Below are 17,325 nucleotides of genomic sequence, written 5' to 3' on the forward strand. Positions count from 1 at the left end.
TCCAGCTTGCGGGCTCCGGGCGAGTCCGCACAGTACCCGGCGGCGGTTTCTCTGATTCGTGGCGTCGGCGGTGGATCGAGGGCAGAGTGGATGGACGTGACCACACCCGCATCCGCGCCCCGCCTGCGTACCGGAACCGCCGCCGGGCGCGGCACCCTGCTCGCGGCGGTCCTCGCCTCCGGCATGGTGTTCCTGGACAGCACCGTGGTCAACGTCGCGCTGCCCCGCCTCGGCGCCGAACTGGACGCCACGGTGGCCGGTCTCCAGTGGACCGTGAACGGCTACCTGCTGATGCTCGCCGCGTTCGTGCTGCTCGGCGGCGCGCTGGGCGATCGCTTCGGCCGGCGGCGGATCTTCCTGCTCGGGGTGGTCTGGTTCGCGGCGGCGTCGGTGCTCTGCGGGCTGGCCCAGGGCACCGGCTGGCTCGTCGCCGCCCGGTTCCTCCAGGGCGCGGGCGGGGCCCTGCTCACCCCCGGCTCGCTCTCCGTGCTCCAGGCCAGCTTCCACCCGGACGACCGGGGCAAGGCGATCGGCACCTGGTCCGGCCTCTCCGGCGTGTCCACCGCGCTCGGACCGCTGGTCGGCGGCTGGCTGATCGACGCGCTCTCCTGGCGGTGGATCTTCTTCGTCAACCTGCCGCTGGCCGTGGGCGTGGTGCTCGCCGCGATGCGCTGGGTGCCGGAGAGCCGGGACGAGGCGGTCTCGCGTACCGGTGGGGAGCACCACGGGTTCGACGTGGCCGGCGCGTTGCTCGGGGCGCTGGCGCTCGGCGGCGTCACGTACGCGCTGATCGACGCCCCGGCGCACGGCGCCTCCCCGGCGGTGCTCGCCACGGCGGTGGTCGGGCTGGCCGCGGTGGTGGTCTTCGTGCTGGTGGAGCGTCGACGCGGCGACACCGCGATGCTGCCCACCGGGCTGTTCTCCAGTCGGCTGTTCTCGGTGCTCAACATCTTCACCGTGGTGGTGTACGCGGCGCTCGGCGGGTTCACCTTCTTCCTCGCCGTCTACCTGCAGAACGTGGTCGGCTGGTCGGCGCTGCTCACCGGCCTGGCCACGGTGCCGATGACGGTGCTGCTGCTGGTCGGCTCGCCCCGGGCCGGCGCGCTGTCCGCCCGGATCGGCCCCCGGCTGCCGCTCACCGTCGGCCCGGTGATCGCCGCGGCCGGCCTGCTGCTGCTGCGTCGGGTCGGGCCGGGCGCGTCGTACTGGACCGACGTGCTGCCCGGCGTGGTGCTGTTCGGCGCCGGGCTCACGCTGGTGGTGGCGCCGCTGACCACGTCGGTGCTCGGGGCCGTGTCGGACCGCTTCGCCGGGGTGGCGAGCGGCTTCAACAACGCCGCCTCCCGGGCCGGCGGTCTGCTCGCGGTGGCCGCGTTGCCGCTGCTGGTCGGGCTCTCCGGCACCGGGTACGAGCAGAAGGGCGCGTTGGCCGACGCGTACCGGGGGGCGTTGGCGTGGTGTGCGGGGCTGCTGCTCGCCGGCGCCCTGCTGGCCGCCGTCCTCATCCACCGCCCGGGGGCGAAGCGTTAAGCGGGGCCCCTTCCTATGCAGAAAGCGTTAAGAAGGGGCCCCGCCTTACACCTCAGCGGGTGCGGTTGACGGCGCTGGTGACCGCCTTGATGGAGGCGGTGACGATGTTGGCGTCCACCCCGACACCCCACACCGTCCGGCCGTCCACCTCGCACTCCACGTACGCGGCGGCCTGCGCGTCGCCGCCGGAGGAGAGCGCGTGCTCGTGGTAGTCGAGCACCCGGACCGCCACGCCCAGCGACTGCAACGCGTTGACGTACGCGTCGATCGGGCCGTTGCCGATCGCGGCCAGCGCCCGCGTCTCGCCGTCGAAGCCGACCCGGGCGTCGATCTCGACCTTGCCGTCGACGGTGCCGATCGTGTAGCCGGCCAGCGTGACCGCCGGGTCCACCTGGTGGTCGACCAGGTAGTTGCGGGCGAAGATCTCCCACATGGTGCCCGGCTCGACCTCGCCGCCGTCGTGGTCGGTGACGGACTGCACCACGCCGGAGAACTCGATCTGGAGGCGGCGCGGCAGGTCGAGCTGGTGCTCGGACTTCATGATGTACGCGACGCCGCCCTTGCCGGACTGCGAGTTGACCCGGATGACCGCCTCGTAGGTGCGGCCCAGGTCCTTCGGGTCGATCGGCAGGTAGGGCACCGCCCAGGTGAACTCGTCGACCGGCACCCCGGCCGCCGCCGCGTCGGCGTGCAGCGCGGCGAAGCCCTTGTTGATGGCGTCCTGGTGGGAGCCGGAGAACGCGGTGTAGACCAGGTCGCCCGCGTACGGGTGGCGCTCGTGCACCGGGAGCTGGTTGCAGTATTCGACCGCGCGCCGGATCTCGTCGATGTTCGAGAAGTCGATCATCGGGTCGATGCCCTGGGAGAACAGGTTCAGGCCCAGCGTGACCAGGTCGACGTTGCCGGTGCGCTCGCCGTTGCCGAACAGGCAGCCCTCGATCCGGTCGGCGCCGGCCAGCAGGCCCAGCTCGGCGGCGGCCACGCCGGTGCCCCGGTCGTTGTGCGGGTGCAGGCTGAGCACCAGGCTGTCCCGCCGGGGCAGGTGCCGGTGCATCCACTCGATCGAGTCGGCGTAGACGTTCGGCGTCGCCATCTCCACCGTGGCCGGCAGGTTGACGATCAGCTTCCGGTCCGGCGTCGGGTCGATCACCTCGATCACCGCCGCGCAGACCTCCAGCGCGTACTCCAGCTCGGTGCCCGTGTAGGACTCCGGCGAGTACTCGTAGTGGATGTCGGTGTCCGGGGTGTGGATCTCCGCGTACTTCTGGCAGAGGCGGGCACCCTGGGTGGCGATGTCGGTGATGCCGTCGCGGTCCAGGCCGAAGACCACCCGCCGTTGCAGCGTCGAGGTCGAGTTGTAGAAGTGCACGATGGCCCGGCGGGCGCCGCGCAGCGACTCGAACGTCCGCTCGATCAGGTGCTCCCGGCACTGGGTCAGCACCTGGATGGTGACGTCCTCCGGGATCAGGTCCTGCTCGATGAGCTGGCGGACGAAGTCGTAGTCGGTCTGGCTGGCCGACGGGAAACCGACCTCGATCTCCTTGTAGCCCATCTGCACCAGGAGCTGGAACATCCGGCGCTTGCGCTCGGGCGACATCGGGTCGATCAGCGCCTGGTTGCCGTCGCGGAGGTCGACGGCGCACCAGCGGGGCGCGGCCTCGACGCGGCGGGTGGGCCAGGACCGGTCCGGCAGGTCGATGCGGAACTGCCGGTCGTACGGGAGGTAGCGGTGGACCGGCATCCGGCTCGGGCGCTGCCGGGCGAACGGATCGGTCTCGGTGACGGGTTGAGCCATCTCGGAGTGCTCCCTGGAACATGTGGCGTCAGCAGATCGGAAGGTGTCGGCGAGGTGCCGGGCGACGGTGCGCGGCGGTGCCGAGGGAAAGTTCGGATGTGCTGGACGGCGCGGTTCAACTCCGCGACGAGGTGCCGGCCGGTCAGGCCTCGTCGCGGCAGCCAAGGAGAAGAGACGCCTGCCACATGACAGAGTCACCCTACGTGGTGGGACGGGCGGTGGGAAGGCCGGTCCGGACTATGGGACCGGGGTCACCGGTCGGGTGGACTCCGGCGCCTCGCCCAGTCGGGGCGTCCGCTCGGCCCGGGCCACCGCCGGCACGATCGCCAGCCCGACCAGCACGAAGATCGCCGCTGCCGGGTACCAGCCCCAGCCGCCGGTGCTCACGCCGAGCGCGGTCAGCCCGGCCGGCGCGATCAGGAACTGCACCTGCGAACCGAGCCCGAACGCGCCCACGTACGCGCCGCGCTGGGCGGCCGGCGGCAGCGTGGCGGTGAGCCCCCAGGTGCCCGCCGACTCGATCAGCTCGGCCAGGATGAGCAGCGTCGCGGCGGCCACCAGCGCCACCACCGTGAGCCAGCCCCGGGTCTGCGCCGAGATCGGCAGGACCACGCAGAACAGGGCGATCAGCAGCGCGCCCCGGCGGGACGCCCGGGCCGCGCCCGACGCGGTGTCCGCGCCCCGGCTGGCCCGCACCTGCAGCAGCACGATCAGGACCGTGTTGAGCAGCACCAGCGCGGCGATGATCGTCTTCGGCGCGTCGGTGTGGGTGAGGATCCACAGCGGCATCACCGTCAGGTAGAGCGTCTGGTGGGCGCTGAGCAGCCCGGACAGCAGCGAGACGGCCATGAACGGGCGGTCCCGCAGCACCGCCAGCCGGCTCATCGGCTCGGTCGGCCGGGTCACCTCCGGCAGCCGGGGCAGCCGGCGCACGAAGCCGGCGGTCACCAGGAAGACCACCGCGATGAAGAAGACCATGCCCCGGTACGCCCAGATCGTGTCGATCGCCAGCACCAGGCCGCTGATCAGCGCGCCGAGCCCGAAGCCGACGTTGAGCGAGGACCGCTGGTAGGCCATCGCGGTGACCCGTTCCTCCGGGCGCAACACGTTGATCGAGTAGACCTGGCGGGCCACCCCGGTCGCCGCGCCGGTGACGGCCAGCGCGAGCACCACGGCGAGGAAGCCGGCGAAGCCGGTGACGAACGGGTACGTCGCGAACAGCGCCGCGTCGAGCAGCAGGCAGACGACCCACACGCGCTGCGGGCCGTACCGGTCGGTGAGGCCGCCCAGCGGCACGGTGCCGAGCAGCAACGCCCCGGCGGCCAGCGACAGGCCCAGACCCACCTGGGCCGGGCTCAGCCCCAGCGCCCGGGTGAAGAAGACCGCGCTGCCGGCCTGGAACAGGCCGTGGCCGATGGCGAACACCATGGCCTGCACGGCCAGGGCGCGGGTCAGCCCGGCCGGCGGTACGACGTGTCGGACGGCGGTGCGGATGCTCTCTCTGGCCCCCATGACCGGTGAGCAAACCGTGCCCCCCGCGCACCGGTCGAGCGTTTTAGTCTGGGCCGAATCCTGGCTTCGGGGGTGCGGGTGTCCGAGTTGCGGTTCAATCTGGCCGACGTGGCGGGCGTGCGGTTCGCCGTGTCGCCGGCCAACGAGACCGTGATGAGCCTGTGGGCGCTGGCCGACCCGGTCCGCTACGCGGTGCACCTGCCCTGGATCGACCGGGCCCGGGTGACGTTGCGCCGTCCCGAGGTGGCCGTCCGGGTTCGCCCGCTGGTGGAGCTGACCCGGCCGCGGTGCTGGCTGCCCGACTTCCTCACCCCGGCGGCCCGGCCGGGCGCGGGGATGGCCGAGCAGCTCGACCAGATCGCCGCGACGCCGCCGGAGGTGGTGGTCCAGGACCTGCTGGCGACCACCCCGCGCCGGCCGTTGAACCCGTTCGGGCAGGCGCTGCTGGCCGACCCACGGAGGCTGCTGCCGCAGCTCGTCGAGGCCGTGCGGGTCTGGCACGACGAGGCGATCGCCCCGGACTGGCCCCGGATGCGGGCGCTGCTCGACGCCGACGTGGCGCACCGGGCCGCCCAGCTCGCCGAGGGTGGCGCGGGCCGGTTGTTCGAGCAGCTCCACCCGAGCCTGCGCTGGCTCGGCGACCGGGTGGTCAGCGACGACCCGTTCGAGCGCGACTTCGACCTGCGCGGCCGGGGCCTGGCGTTGAACCCGAGCGTCTTCACCGACCGGCGGGTGCTGTGGAACCTGCTGGAGGACTCGCTGCCGGCCGGGGCGTACCCGGTGCGGGCGGTGGGGACGCTCTGGGAGCGGGCCCCGGCGCCGCCCGGGGACCCGCTGGCCCGGGTGGTCGGCGCCGGCCGGGCCGCGCTGCTGCACCTGCTCGACTCGGCGGTGACCACGACCGACCTGGCCCGGCTCACCGGGATGTCGGCCGGGAACGTCTCCCAGCACCTCACCGCGCTGCACGCGGCCGGGCTGGTCGCCCGGTCCCGCGCCGGGCGGCACGTGCTCTACCGCAACACCGAGGTCGGCGACGCCCTGCTCCGGGCCGCGCGCGGCGCCTGAACACCGCACCGCCGACCCGCCGCGCCGCAGCCCGCCGACGCGAATCGGCGGGATCGTGTCCGGTGACGCGGTCCGGCGTGGTCGCGCATCCGGCGACGTGGTCCAGCGGGGTCCGGGGACGCGGGCGGGCGGCGCCTCAGCGCAGGAGCAGGGCGGAGACGGGCCGGCGGCGGCGCAGCGCAGTCTCCCGGGCGTACAGGTCGGGCGGGAGCATGGCCGGGTCGCCGAGGCGGCCGATCGCGGCCACCACCAGCGGTCGGATGTCGTCGGGCAGGTCCAGTTCGGTGGTGAGGCGGGCGCGGTCGAGCCGGGTGAGTTGGCGTACGTGCAGACCGAGCGCGGTGGCCTGCACGGTGAGGTGGGCGACCGCCTGACCCAGGTCGTACGCGGTCCGTTCCGGCTCGCCGCCGGCGTGCGCGGCGAGCAGCAGGGCGGCGGCGTGGCGCGCCCAGCCCTGGTCGGCGTCGGGCAGGCCGACCAGGATCCGCTTCCACGTCTCGTCCTGCCGGTGGCCGAGCGCGAACCGCCAGGGCTGGGCGTTGCCGGCCGAGGGCGCCCAGCGGGCCGCCTCCAGCAGGGCGGCCACCTCGTCGGCGGTCAGCTCCGCGTCCGGGTCGAACGCGCGCGGACTCCACCGGAAGGCGAGCAGCGGGGTCAGGTCGGTCATCGGCTCAGCGTCCCCGATGACCGTTTTATCGCACGGCTCAGGGGTGGTCAGGTGTGGGCAAGGACACCCGTAACGGACAAAAGACTAGGGCGTTCCGTCCCGGTCGACCGGCTCGCCCTCGGTCACCGCGGCGGCCAGCTCGACGGTCGCCGGCGCCGGGCCGGGTCGGCCGGTCAGCGTGAGGCTGCCGAAGGCGGCGCGGACCGCCAGCGGGGTGCCGTCCTCGCCGAAGCAGTAGACGCCCACGTCCAGCGGCGCGTTCATCGAGGCGGCGGTGGAGTCGACCGCGTAGCACCGGCCGGTGACGCCGGCCGGCGGCGTGGCCGGGGAGACGGCGAGCGGCGCCTCCCGGTCGGTGAGCACCTCCAGCCAGTCGGTGAACGGGTGCTGCACCCGGGGATCCAGCCGGCGGGGCACCGCGTCGTCGGTGTCGCCGAGGCGGACGCAGCCGGCCGGCAGCACCCGCGCGGTCGAGGGCAGGGCGCACTGGAACAGCCCGTCCGAGGTGCCGGCGAGCGACACGTCCACCGTGCCGCCGCGCCCCCAGCCGGGCACGTCGACCCGCCAGCCGCCGTCGTTGGCGCTGGTCCAGGTGAGCGTGCGGGACGGGCCGCCGGGCGGCGCGAAGGCGTACGTGGCGGTGAAGTGGCGGTCCTGCGCGGCGGCGGCCAGCCCGGCCAGCTCGTCACGGGCGGCGTCGACCTGCACCGGCACCGGGTCGGCGCCGTCGGTGGGCGCCGTCCGAGGGTGGTCGGCGACGCAGGAGGCCAGCAGGGCCGGCAGGGTGAGCGCGAGTACGCCGGTCAGTGGCCGGGCCGCGCGTCGGTGAGCGTGCACCGGGTCATTCTGCGACGTCGCGGGGGTCGAGGTCAGCCCACCGTACGGCTGTACCGGTTGGCGGGCCCGGGCCGGATGGTGGGATCACCCGCTCCGGCCGCGCGGCCCGCCCGATACCCTGAGGACGTCTGACACGCGCCGCCGGACCTTTCAGACCCGGCGGCGTCGGCACGCTCAGGGCCGTCACTGGGAGGGGAGCGCACCGTCGTGGCACTCGTGGTGCAGAAGTACGGCGGGTCCTCCGTCGCCAACGCGGAGCGGATCAAGCGGGTGGCCGAGCGCATCGTGGCCGCCCGCAAGGCGGGCGACGACGTGGTGGTGGTGGTCTCCGCCATGGGTGACACCACCGACGAGTTGCTCGACCTGGCCAACCAGGTGAGCCCGCTGCCACCCGGACGCGAGCTGGACATGCTGCTCACCGCCGGCGAGCGGATCTCGATGGCGCTGCTGGCCATGGCCATCCACAACCTGGGCTACGAGGCGCGCTCGTTCACCGGCTCCCAGGCCGGCGTGATCACCACCTCGGTGCACGGCCGGGCCCGGATCATCGACGTGACCCCGGGGCGGCTCAAGGGCGCGCTGGACGAGGGCGCGGTGGTCATCGTCGCCGGCTTCCAGGGCGTCTCGCAGGACACGAAGGACGTGACCACGCTCGGCCGCGGCGGCTCGGACACCACCGCGGTGGCGTTGGCCGCCGCGCTCCGGGCGGACGTCTGCGAGATCTACACCGACGTGGACGGCATCTTCACCGCCGACCCGCGGATCGTGCCGAACGCCCGGCACATCGCGCAGATCACCTACGAGGAGACGCTGGAGCTGGCCGCCTGCGGCGCGAAGGTGCTGCACCTGCGCAGCGTCGAGTACGCCCGGCGCGCGGGGTTGCCGATCCACGTCCGTTCGTCATACTCGACCAACACCGGCACGATGGTCACCGGATCGATGGAGGACCTTCCTGTGGAACAAGCACTGATCACCGGGGTCGCCCACGACCGCAGCGAGGCGAAGATCACCATCGTCGGGGTGCCCGACGAGCCGGGCGCCGCCGCGCGGATCTTCGACACCGTCGCCGGCGCCGAGATCAACATCGACATGATCGTGCAGAACGTGTCCACCGAGGGCACCGGCCGCACCGACATCTCGTTCACGCTGCCCAAGACCGACGGCCCGACCGCGATGGCCGCGCTCAGCAAGATCCAGGAGTCGGTCAAGTTCAAGGGCCTGCTCTACGACGACCACGTCGGCAAGGTCTCGCTGATCGGCGCCGGCATGCGCTCGCACCCGGGCGTCGCCGCCGGCTTCTTCGCCGCGCTCGGCACCGCCGGCGTGAACATCGAAATGATCTCCACCTCGGAGATCCGGGTCTCCGTGGTCTGCCGCGACACCGACCTCGACAAGGCGGTCCGGGCCATTCACGACGCCTTCGAGCTGGGTGGTGACACCGAAGCCGTCGTCTACGCCGGCACCGGGCGGTAGCGCGGATGCCGCCGCTGCCCACCCTCGCCGTGGTCGGCGCGACCGGTGCCGTCGGCACGGTGATGTGCCAGCTCCTCTCCTCCCGCCGCAACGTGTGGGGCGAGATCCGGTTGCTCGCGTCCGAGCGCTCGGCCGGCCGTCGGGTGTGGTGCCGGGGCGAGGAGTTGACCGTCCAGGCGGTCAGCCCCGAGGCGTTCGACGGCGTCGACGTGGCGATGTTCGACGTGCCCGACGACGTCTCGGCCGAGTGGGCGCCGGTCGCGGTGGCCCGCGGCGCGGTGGTGGTGGACAACTCCGGCGCGTTCCGGATGGACCGGGACGTGCCGCTGGTGGTCCCCGAGATCAACCCCGACCAGGTGCGCCGCCGGTCCAAGGGGATCGTCGCCAACGCCAACTGCACCACGCTCGCGATGATCGTGGCGATCGCCCCGCTGCACCGCGAGTACGGCCTGCGCGAACTCGTCCTCGCCTCCTACCAGGCGGCCTCCGGGGCGGGACAGGCCGGGGTGGACGCCCTGCACCTGCAGCTCGGCAAGGTCGCCGGGGACCGGGTGCTCGGCTCCCGCGCCGGCGACGTACGCCAGGCCGTCGGCGACGAGCTGGGCCCGTTCCCGGCACCGCTGGCGCTCAACGTGGTGCCCTGGACGGGCTCGCTGGCCGACGCCGGCTGGTCCTCCGAGGAGATGAAGCTGCGCAACGAGTCGCGCAAGATCCTCGGGCTGCCCGACCTGAAGGTCTCGGCAACCTGCGTGCGGGTGCCGGTGGTGACCGGTCACTCGATCGCCGTGCACGCCGTCTTCGCCACCGAGGTGGACGCCGAGGGCGCCCGCGAGGTGCTGCGCAACGCGCCGGGAGTGATCCTGGTCGACGACCCGGGCGCCGGCGAGTTCCCGATGCCGATCGACGCGGTCGGCACCGACCCGTCCTGGGTGGGCCGGATCCGCCGCGCCGTCGACGACCCGCGAGCCCTGGACCTCTTCGTCACCGGCGACAACCTCCGCAAGGGCGCCGCCCTGAACACCGCCCAGATCGCCGAACTCCTAGCCCGCGAACTCACCCCCTGACCCCGCGCCCCTGCCCCCGCGCCCCTGACCCCCGCGATCTTGCACTTTGTGCCCGGGCATTCGGCACATATGCCGCATAACCGGGGCCGAAACTGCAAGATCGACGCGCGGGGCGGCGCGGGGCGGGGCGGGGCGGGGCGGGGGCGGGGCGGAGTGGGGCGGGAGCGGGGCGGGGTGGGTTAGGCGGCGGAGAGGTGGACTCCGTCTCGGCCCTGGCGCTTGACCGCGTAGAGGGCCTGGTCGGCTCGGTGCAGGGTGCGGTCGGGGGTCTCGCCGGGGCGGGGGAGCGCGATGCCGACGCTGATCGTCCGGCCGGTGCGGCGGGCCGCCTCGGTGAGCCGCTCGGCGATCCCGACCGCCTCCTGCGGATGGCTCACCTCGATCACCGCCACGAACTCGTCGCCGCCGGTCCGGTACAACTCGTCGCCCTGACGCAGCGCGCCCTCCAACGCCCGGGCCAATCCCACCAGCAGCCGGTCGCCGGCCTGGTGGCCGTACGTGTCGTTGACGTCCTTGAAGCCGTCCACGTCGATCGCCAGCAGGGCGGTACGCCCCGGTGTGGCGCTGGCGATCCGCTGCCCGAACGGCCCGGTGTGCCGCAGCCCGGTGAGCGGGTCCGAGCTGGCCTGCTCGCGCAGGCGCGCCAGGGTGCGCAGCCGGTCGAGGCAGGTCCACGCCTGCCCGGCCAGCAACTCGATCAGGTTGACCGTGGTCGGGTCGGGGCGTAGTGACCGCTCGTCGGCGACCAGCAGCACGCCACCGGCGGTCGGCGCGCCGACCGGCACCGCCACCAGCGTGCGCGCGCCGGCACGGGTCAGCGGCAGGTATTCCTCGGTCGGCGGGTGCCCCGCCTCGCCCAGCGTGTACGCCGAGCCGTACCGGTGGGCCCGGTCGATCATGCGGTCGAGCGCGGCCGGGCCGGCGTCGGTCAGCTCGGCCCGGATTCGGGCCTCCAGGTCACCCGGGGTGTCGGTGGGCGCGCCCAGGCGGGGACCGCGCCGGCCGGTGAGGACCAGCACGGCGGCGGAGAGCGCGGACACGTCCCGGGCCGCGGTGATGGCGGCGGTCATCAGGTCCCAGTCGGTCGGCGCGGCGGTGAACGCGGCGGCGTGCCGGAGCAGCTTCTCGCTGCGGCTCTCCGCCGGCGGCCCGCCGAGCGCGGCGATCCGGGCGCCGAGCCGGTCGGCCAGCCGCTCGGCGGTCTCCCGCCAGGGCGCCAGCGTCACCGGTTCGCTCCACTGCAGGTCGAGCACGCCGATCGGGCGGCCGGCCGGGTCGCGGACCGGCACGCAGAGTTCCGCGGTGACGTCCGGCCGGACCGGCAGGTAGTCGGGGTCGGCGCTGACGTCGGGCACGGCGGCGCTCTCGCCGGAGGCGTAGACCCGCCGCACCACCGACGGCTCGGGCCGGAGCCGGGCCGGCGCGGCGCCGTCGGCGGTGGCCGGCACGTGCGAGAAGACCTGCCAGGCGCCGGTCGCCGCGACGCACCTCAGGCGGTCGTGGACGCGGAGCAGGACGGTGGCGGTCGCCGGGGTGTGCCGGGCGAGCGCGGCGACGGTCCACTGGCACGCCTCCGGCACGGTCGACGCCGTGGGAAGGCGCACCGTGACGTCGCGGAGGACTCGCTCGTGATCCACGTCGTTCCTGCTGAGAGGGGGGATGGACGCGATCAAGCGTACTCAGCGCGGGCACCGGCGACCTTCGTACACATGTGCTATCCACAGGCTGTGGACACCGCCTGTGGGTACGGTGGAGATCCCGGGCCACGAGGAGACGCCGATGCTCATCGCCCAACTCAGCGACCCGCACGTGACCACCGGTCCGCTCGCCGCCGAGCCGGCGTCCGGGCTGCACCGGGCGTTGGGCACGGTGCTCGCCCTGCGGCCCCGGCCGGAGTGCGTGGTGGTCACCGGCGACCTGACCGCCCACGGCCGGCCGGACGAATACCTGGCCCTCCGCGAGATCGTCGGCCGGTTCCCGCTGCCGATCCACCTGGCCACCGGCAACCACGACGACCGGGAGTCGCTGCTCGACACGTTCGGTGGCACCCCCCACCTGGCCGGCGGCTTCTCCGCGCACTACCACGTCGACCATCCGGACGCGACGCTCGTGGTGCTCGACTCGCTGGCCCCGGCGGCTCCGGCGGGCGGCTCGGCGACGAGCAGCTCGACTGGCTCGACGGGGTGCTCGCCGGCCGGCCGGAGGCGCCCGCCGTCGTGTGCCTGCACCATCCGCCGGTCGCGGTGGGCGTGCCGGCCGCCGACGCCGTCCGGCTCGCCGATGCCGACGCGCTCGCCGCCGTGATCAGTCGGCACCCCCATGTCGTACGCGTCACCGCGGGCCACCTGCACCGGCCGGTGACCAGCGCCTTCGCCGGCACGGTGCTGACCACCGCGCCGAGCACCTGGGTGCAGGCGAGCCTGACCATGAGCGACGCGGACGAGATCGGCTGGGTCGCCGAGCCGACCGCCTTCCTGCTGCACCTGGTGGCCGACGGGGGCTGCGTCACGCACACCGTCCAGGTCAGTCACGCGGGTGGGCGGACCTGCTGGTTCTAAGCCCCGTGCCGCTCCTCTGGTACGTCGCCTACGGATCCAACCTGCACGCGGCGCGACTCGACTGGTACCTGCGCGGCGGGCGGCCACCCGGCGGGCTGCGCACGTACCCCGGTTGTCGGGACTGCCGTCCGCCGCGGCGGACGGTCCCGGCGCTGATCCCCGGCGGGGTCTACTTCGCCGGCGAGTCCCGGGCCTGGACCGGCGGCATGGCGTTCTACGACCCGGAGCTGCCCGGCCGGGCGGCGGTCCGCGCATACCTGGTGACGGTCGAGCAGTTCGCCGACATCGCGGCCCAGGAGATGTACCGGCCGCCCGGCGCCGACCTGGCGGGGATCCGCGCGGCGGTCGACACCGGCCGGGCCACGCTCGGTCCGGGCCGCTACGAGACGCTGCTGCGGGTCGGCGAGCGGGACGGCCTGCCGATGCTCACCTTCACCGCGCCGCACCGGGCGGTGCGGGTGCCGTGGACCCGTCCGGCCGCGGTCTACCTCGGCATGCTGGCCCGGGGGCTGCGGGAGGCGCACGGCTGGGACGTGGCGCGGACCGTCGACTACCTGGCGGGTCGGCCGGGGGTGGCCGGGCGGTGGACCCGGCGCGCGCTGCGCACGCTCGTCGGCGCCGCGGCTCCACCCCCGCCCTCCGGCGCTCCGGTCGAGTTCGGACAGTCCGCTCCGGCCGCCGGTCCGGTGGACATGAACGGCCGTTCGGTCGACAGCGGATGCCCGCCGGGAGTTTTTCCGGACAAGAAGGTTGCCAGAGCAAGGTTTTCCGCGTGACATGAGCGACGGTGCCGGCTTCCTGGTCCCTGGGGGCCGGCACCCTCAGCTTCCCGCGTACGCCGCGCCAACATTCACCTGCCCGTCATGTCGGACTCGTCGGGCGGACCGGTACGGGTCGCCGGGCGCGCCGAGGATTCGGAACGCCACCCCGGTCGACCTGCGGCCCGGTGGATGAGAAGCTACCCCGGGCGGGGCGGCGGTCCCCCGAGCGCCGCCTCCCGCGATCGACCCCTGTCACGGCACGGATCAGGGCCACCGGGCGAACCATCGTCCGGCCGCCACGCGCCGGTATCTCACGAGGAGTTCCATGTCCGTCTCCGGGATGCGCCGCCGGGCCACCGTAGGCCTGGCCGCACTCGCCGCGACCGCGTTCACCGCGGTCGCCGTCACCCCCGACCAGGCCGAGGCCCACTCGAAGCCGGTCGACGTCCAACTGCTCGCGATCAACGACTTCCACGGCAACCTGGAGCCGCCGAGCGGGTCCAGCGGCACCATCGACGGCAAGACCGCCGGTGGCGCGGAATACCTGGCCAGCCACCTGAAGGCCATGCGCGCCGCGGCCCAGGCGCAGGGCAAGGGCACCGTCACCGTCGCCGCCGGCGACCTGATCGGCGCCTCGCCGCTGCTCTCCGCCGCGTTCCACGACGAGCCCACCATCGAGGAGATGAACCTCGCCGGGCTGGAGTTCGCCAGCGTCGGCAACCACGAGTTCGACGAGGGCGCCAAGGAGCTGCTGCGCATGCAGCGCGGTGGCTGCCACCCGGTGGACGGCTGCGCCGACGGCACCCCGTTCGAGGGCGCCAAGTTCAAGTACCTCTCCGCGAACGCGTTCAAGACCTCCACCGGCCTGCCGCTGATGCAGCCGTTCGGCATCAAGATCGTCAAGGGTGTGCCGATCGGGTTCATCGGGATGACCCTGGAGGGCACCCCGAACATCGTCAGCCAGCAGGGCGTCGCCGGCCTGCGCTTCACCGACGAGGCCGACACCGCAAACAAGTACGCCAAGATCCTGCGGCTGCTCGGCGTCAAGAGCATCGTCGTGCTGCTGCACGAGGGCGGCGTGCAGAACGGCGGCGGCATCAACGACTGCACCGGCTTCAGCGGCCCGATCGTCGACATCGCCAACCGGATGGACCCGTCCATCGACGTGATCGTCAGCGGGCACACGCACGCCGCGTACAACTGCAACATCAACGGCAAGCTGGTCACCAGCGCCAGCTCGTTCGGCCGCCTGGTCACCGACATCAACCTGAAGATCGACCCGCGTACCCGGGACGTCGTCAGCGCGTCGGCGAACAACGTGGTGGTCACCCGGGACGTCGCCAAGGACCCGGCCTCGACCGAGCTGATCAACCGCTACAAGACCGCGCTCGGCCCGGTGGCCGACCGGGTGGTCGGCGAGACCACCGAGGCGATCACCAAGACCCAGGAGAACCTCTACCAGACCGGGGTCGACGCCAACGGCAAGCCGACCTACCAGACCGGTGAGTCGCCGCTGGGCAACCTGATCGCCGACGCGCAGCTCGCCGCGACCGACAACGAGCAGAACGCGGTCGCCGCGTTCATGAACCCCGGCGGCGTACGCGCCGACGTCGACGCCGGCCCGGTCACCTACGCCGAGGCGTTCACCGTGCAGCCGTTCGCCAACAACCTGGTCACGCTGGACCTGACCGGCGCGCAGCTCTACTGCATGCTGGAGCAGCAGTTCACCGTGGCCCGGGTGCTCTACGCGTCCTCGACGGTCAACTACGTGGTCGACGTCAACGGCACCACCGCGCCGGCCGGCACGCCGTGCGCCGGCACCCGGGTGGTCCGGGGCAGCCTCACCATCAACGGGACCCCGGTCACCGACACCGCGACCTACCGGGTGACGGTGAACAACTTCCTCGCCGGCGGCGGCGACGGCTTCAGCGTCCTGACCGGCGGCACCAACGCGGTGACCGGCCAGATCGACCTGGACGCCTTCACCGCGTACCTGACCGAGAAGTCGCCGGTGTCCGCGCCGGCGCTGGACCGGATCCGCACCACCGCGGAGGTCCCCGCGGCCTGACCCGCACCGACGACGGGCCCCGGAGCGCTGCTCCGGGGCCCGTCGTCGTCCGCGCCGATCCGGGGAGTTCGCGTCGGGGAGGGTGCCGCGAACTCCCGGGTCGAGGAGCCTGGGGGAGGTCAGGCTGCCGGGGCGGGCTCGGGGTCCGGCGTCGGGGCGGGCTTCGGACGGCCGTCCTGGGTGGGGGTGAGCAGGGGGCGCAGGGACAGCGCGAGGAGCGACGCGACCAGGCAGCCGCCCACCACGACCGCCACCCACACCCGCCCGTCGGCCGCGCCGATCAGCGGTCCGGCGGTGACCGGGCCGACCACCCCGCTGATCCCGAAGATCATCGAGCTCATGGCGTTGTAGCGGCCGCGCAGCTCGTCCGTGGCCAGCGCGTTGGTCAGGGCGGGCATGACCGGCGACAGCATCGTCTCGCCGAACCCGAAGATCGCCGAGCAGGCCACCACACCGAGCGCCGCGAGCAGCGCGTTGCCGCCGCCGACCAGGCCGGCCGCGCCGAGCACCAACCAGGCGGCCGCGAAGACCCCGCCCACCGCCGCCAGCGCGCCGGTGCGGCTGCGCCCCTCCAACCGGCGGAGCACCAGGAGCTGGGAGAGCACGATCATCACGGTGTTCGCGGCGAGCGCCCAGGCCACCACCCGCGGCGTCACCTCCACCACCCGCACCGAGTACGCCGCGAAGCCCACCTCGATCTGCGCGTAGCCGCAGGTGGTGAGCACCAGACCGAAGATGACGAGCCGGCGGAACGGCCGGTCCCGCAGCACCGTCAGGTAGCCACCGCCCGCCGGCGCGGCACCGGCGTCGCTCGTCCCCGTGGCCGGACGGCGTCCCACGTACGGCAGCGTCAGCAGGATCAGCGCCGGAATCAGGAAGCTCACCGCGTCCAGCAGGTAGATCGCCTGGAAGGTGACCGGGCGCGCCACGTCGACCACCGCGCCGGAGATCAGGCCGCCCGCGCCGATGCCCAGGTTGAGCAGCGCGAAGTTGAGCCCGAAGACCCGCTGCCGCTCGTCGGCGCCGGTGAGCGAGGCGAGGATGGTGTTCTGCCCGGCCCAGATCGCCGAGCTGCCCACGGCGATCAGCGTCATCACGCCGAACGCCGAGGCGGTCGAGTCGACCAGGGCCAGCGAGCCGGTGCCCACCGCCTCGACGACCAGGCAGGGCAGCACCACCCGCCGCGCGCCGTACCGGTCGATCAGCGTGCCGCCCAGCGGGGACAGCGCCAGCGTCACCGCGCCGAACCAGCCGATCACCAGGCCGGCGCGGGCGTCGGTGAGACCACGCACGTCGGTGAGGTAGATGAACAGGAACGGCAGCGTGAGACCGCGCCCGACGGCGGAGAACAGGGTGCCGGCGAGGATCCGGCGGGCCTCGGGACGGGCGGGTAGGGCGCGGCGCAGCATGGCTGGATTCTGTGCGGCCGGTACGACGACCGCGACCCGTTTACCCCTTACCGGCGCGGGGGCCGGGCCGGAACGTGAGCAAGCACACGTGGTCTGCCATGCTGGCCGGATGACCACGACCTGGCGTCATCTGCCCGCCCCGGCCCGCGAGATCGCCGTGACCGCCACGGACGCGGTCGACGCGGCGCGGGCGCGGGACGCCGAGGCGTACCGGCCGGCCGTCGAACGGCTCGCCGCCGCCGACCGGGCCGGGCTGGTGCTCGGCGGCGTGGTCCGGCTGCTGCTGGAGGAGGGGCACCCGGACGGGCTGGACGGCGACGACGTCCGCCAGGTGCTGGAACGCTGCGTCCGGGCCGCCGCGCCGTGGTGGCCCGACGTCGACCCGCACGTCCTGCTGGTGCTGCTGGCCGGCGCGCTCGGCGTCTACGATCCGGGCGACGACGACGCTCCGCCCGACCCGGCGGCCGTGGCCCGGCACGCCCCGCTGCTCGTCGCGGACCTGCTCGCGGTCACCGGCCGCCCGTTCGCGGACTACCTGACCGCGGCGTTCGGCGAGGTGGCCCGCACCGAACTGCACGACTGACCG

15 protein-coding genes are annotated in these 17,325 nt (G+C 73.7%); 9 read left to right on the forward strand and 6 right to left on the reverse strand.

Annotated elements, in window-relative coordinates; translation table 11 throughout:
* Window positions 1-96: 96 nt before the first annotated feature.
* Window positions 97-1,530, forward strand: coding sequence for an MFS transporter (locus tag H1D33_RS25270; protein ID WP_307755246.1), 1,434 nt, complete (start codon window positions 97-99; stop codon window positions 1,528-1,530).
* A gap of 52 nt (window positions 1,531-1,582) precedes the next feature.
* Here H1D33_RS25270 and leuA read toward each other — a convergent pair whose 3' ends face one another.
* Together leuA and H1D33_RS25280 are read right to left on the reverse strand one after the other, a co-directional pair.
* Window positions 1,583-3,325 carry a 2-isopropylmalate synthase gene (gene leuA, locus H1D33_RS25275; protein WP_181570802.1) on the reverse strand — a complete coding sequence of 581 codons (1,743 nt, stop codon included), beginning with the start codon at window positions 3,323-3,325 and terminating at the stop codon, window positions 1,583-1,585.
* A gap of 237 nt (window positions 3,326-3,562) precedes the next feature.
* On the reverse strand, window positions 3,563-4,837 hold the full coding sequence (locus H1D33_RS25280; RefSeq protein WP_181570801.1) for an MFS transporter: 1,275 nt from the start codon (window positions 4,835-4,837) through the stop codon (window positions 3,563-3,565).
* Between the two features lie 87 nt (window positions 4,838-4,924).
* Between H1D33_RS25280 and H1D33_RS25285 the strand changes: the two genes are divergently transcribed.
* A complete protein-coding gene (locus tag H1D33_RS25285; protein ID WP_307755247.1) occupies window positions 4,925-5,902 on the forward strand; it encodes an ArsR/SmtB family transcription factor in 978 nt (325 codons plus the stop codon).
* Between the two features lie 136 nt (window positions 5,903-6,038).
* On the opposite strand, the gene H1D33_RS25290 is transcribed toward H1D33_RS25285, so the two are convergent.
* Together H1D33_RS25290 and H1D33_RS25295 are read right to left on the reverse strand one after the other, a co-directional pair.
* A complete protein-coding gene (locus tag H1D33_RS25290) occupies window positions 6,039-6,569 on the reverse strand; it encodes a nitroreductase family protein (protein ID WP_181570799.1) in 531 nt (176 codons plus the stop codon).
* 84 nt (window positions 6,570-6,653) lie between these two features.
* Window positions 6,654-7,406, reverse strand: a complete 753-nt coding sequence (locus H1D33_RS25295; RefSeq protein ID WP_246411877.1) for a hypothetical protein — start codon at window positions 7,404-7,406, stop codon at window positions 6,654-6,656.
* A gap of 207 nt (window positions 7,407-7,613) precedes the next feature.
* Between H1D33_RS25295 and H1D33_RS25300 the strand changes: the two genes are divergently transcribed.
* Both H1D33_RS25300 and H1D33_RS25305 read left to right on the forward strand, forming a co-directional pair.
* The gene (locus H1D33_RS25300) at window positions 7,614-8,879 is read left to right on the forward strand and encodes an aspartate kinase (RefSeq protein ID WP_181570798.1); all 1,266 of its coding nucleotides are present in this window, start codon (window positions 7,614-7,616) and stop codon (window positions 8,877-8,879) included.
* A 5-nt stretch (window positions 8,880-8,884) separates the two neighbouring features.
* A complete protein-coding gene (locus H1D33_RS25305; RefSeq protein ID WP_307755248.1) occupies window positions 8,885-9,943 on the forward strand; it encodes an aspartate-semialdehyde dehydrogenase in 1,059 nt (352 codons plus the stop codon).
* Window positions 9,944-10,122: 179 nt separating this feature from the next.
* On the opposite strand, the gene H1D33_RS25310 is transcribed toward H1D33_RS25305, so the two are convergent.
* Window positions 10,123-11,580 (reverse strand): sensor domain-containing diguanylate cyclase, encoded by a 1,458-nt coding sequence (locus H1D33_RS25310; RefSeq protein ID WP_181570797.1) that lies wholly within the window; start codon window positions 11,578-11,580, stop codon window positions 10,123-10,125.
* A 103-nt stretch (window positions 11,581-11,683) separates the two neighbouring features.
* Here H1D33_RS25310 and H1D33_RS25315 point away from each other — a divergent pair, with 103 nt between their 5' ends.
* The 4 genes from H1D33_RS25315 (at window position 11,684) to H1D33_RS25330 (ending at window position 15,330) form a co-directional block, all read left to right on the forward strand.
* Complete coding sequence (locus H1D33_RS25315) at window positions 11,684-12,247, forward strand: metallophosphoesterase (RefSeq protein ID WP_246411875.1); 564 nt, start codon at window positions 11,684-11,686, stop codon at window positions 12,245-12,247.
* Window positions 12,244-12,501 carry a metallophosphoesterase family protein gene (locus H1D33_RS25320; RefSeq protein WP_246411873.1) on the forward strand — a complete coding sequence of 86 codons (258 nt, stop codon included), beginning with the start codon at window positions 12,244-12,246 and terminating at the stop codon, window positions 12,499-12,501. The genes H1D33_RS25315 and H1D33_RS25320 overlap by 4 nt, the downstream gene beginning before the upstream one ends.
* A 5-nt stretch (window positions 12,502-12,506) precedes the next feature.
* Window positions 12,507-13,277: a histone deacetylase gene (locus H1D33_RS25325; protein ID WP_246411871.1), complete on the forward strand. Its 771-nt coding sequence runs from the start codon at window positions 12,507-12,509 to the stop codon at window positions 13,275-13,277.
* Window positions 13,278-13,587: 310 nt separating this feature from the next.
* Complete coding sequence (locus tag H1D33_RS25330; protein ID WP_181570796.1) at window positions 13,588-15,330, forward strand: bifunctional metallophosphatase/5'-nucleotidase; 1,743 nt, start codon at window positions 13,588-13,590, stop codon at window positions 15,328-15,330.
* Between the two features lie 119 nt (window positions 15,331-15,449).
* Here the strand turns inward: H1D33_RS25330 and H1D33_RS25335 are convergent, their stop codons facing one another.
* Complete coding sequence (locus H1D33_RS25335) at window positions 15,450-16,739, reverse strand: MFS transporter (RefSeq protein WP_181570795.1); 1,290 nt, start codon at window positions 16,737-16,739, stop codon at window positions 15,450-15,452.
* Between the two features lie 109 nt (window positions 16,740-16,848).
* Here H1D33_RS25335 and H1D33_RS25340 point away from each other — a divergent pair, with 109 nt between their 5' ends.
* Window positions 16,849-17,322: a hypothetical protein gene (locus tag H1D33_RS25340; RefSeq protein ID WP_181570794.1), complete on the forward strand. Its 474-nt coding sequence runs from the start codon at window positions 16,849-16,851 to the stop codon at window positions 17,320-17,322.
* Window positions 17,323-17,325: the final 3 nt, after the last annotated feature.

This window comes from Micromonospora ferruginea (assembly GCF_013694245.2).
GTDB lineage: Bacteria > Actinomycetota > Actinomycetes > Mycobacteriales > Micromonosporaceae > Micromonospora > Micromonospora robiginosa.

Excerpts from the sequence above, each read along its gene's own strand:
- leuA (WP_181570802.1), bottom strand. The coding sequence starts at position 3,325 with ATGGCTCAACCCGTCACCGAGACCGATCCGTTCGCCCGGCAGCGCCCG.
- H1D33_RS25280 (WP_181570801.1), bottom strand. The coding sequence starts at position 4,837 with ATGGGGGCCAGAGAGAGCATCCGCACCGCCGTCCGACACGTCGTACCG.
- H1D33_RS25290 (WP_181570799.1), bottom strand. The coding sequence starts at position 6,569 with ATGACCGACCTGACCCCGCTGCTCGCCTTCCGGTGGAGTCCGCGCGCG.
- H1D33_RS25305 (WP_307755248.1), top strand. The coding sequence starts at position 8,885 with ATGCCGCCGCTGCCCACCCTCGCCGTGGTCGGCGCGACCGGTGCCGTC.
- H1D33_RS25330 (WP_181570796.1), top strand. The coding sequence starts at position 13,588 with ATGTCCGTCTCCGGGATGCGCCGCCGGGCCACCGTAGGCCTGGCCGCA.
- H1D33_RS25335 (WP_181570795.1), bottom strand. The coding sequence starts at position 16,739 with ATGCTGCGCCGCGCCCTACCCGCCCGTCCCGAGGCCCGCCGGATCCTC.
- H1D33_RS25340 (WP_181570794.1), top strand. The coding sequence starts at position 16,849 with ATGACCACGACCTGGCGTCATCTGCCCGCCCCGGCCCGCGAGATCGCC.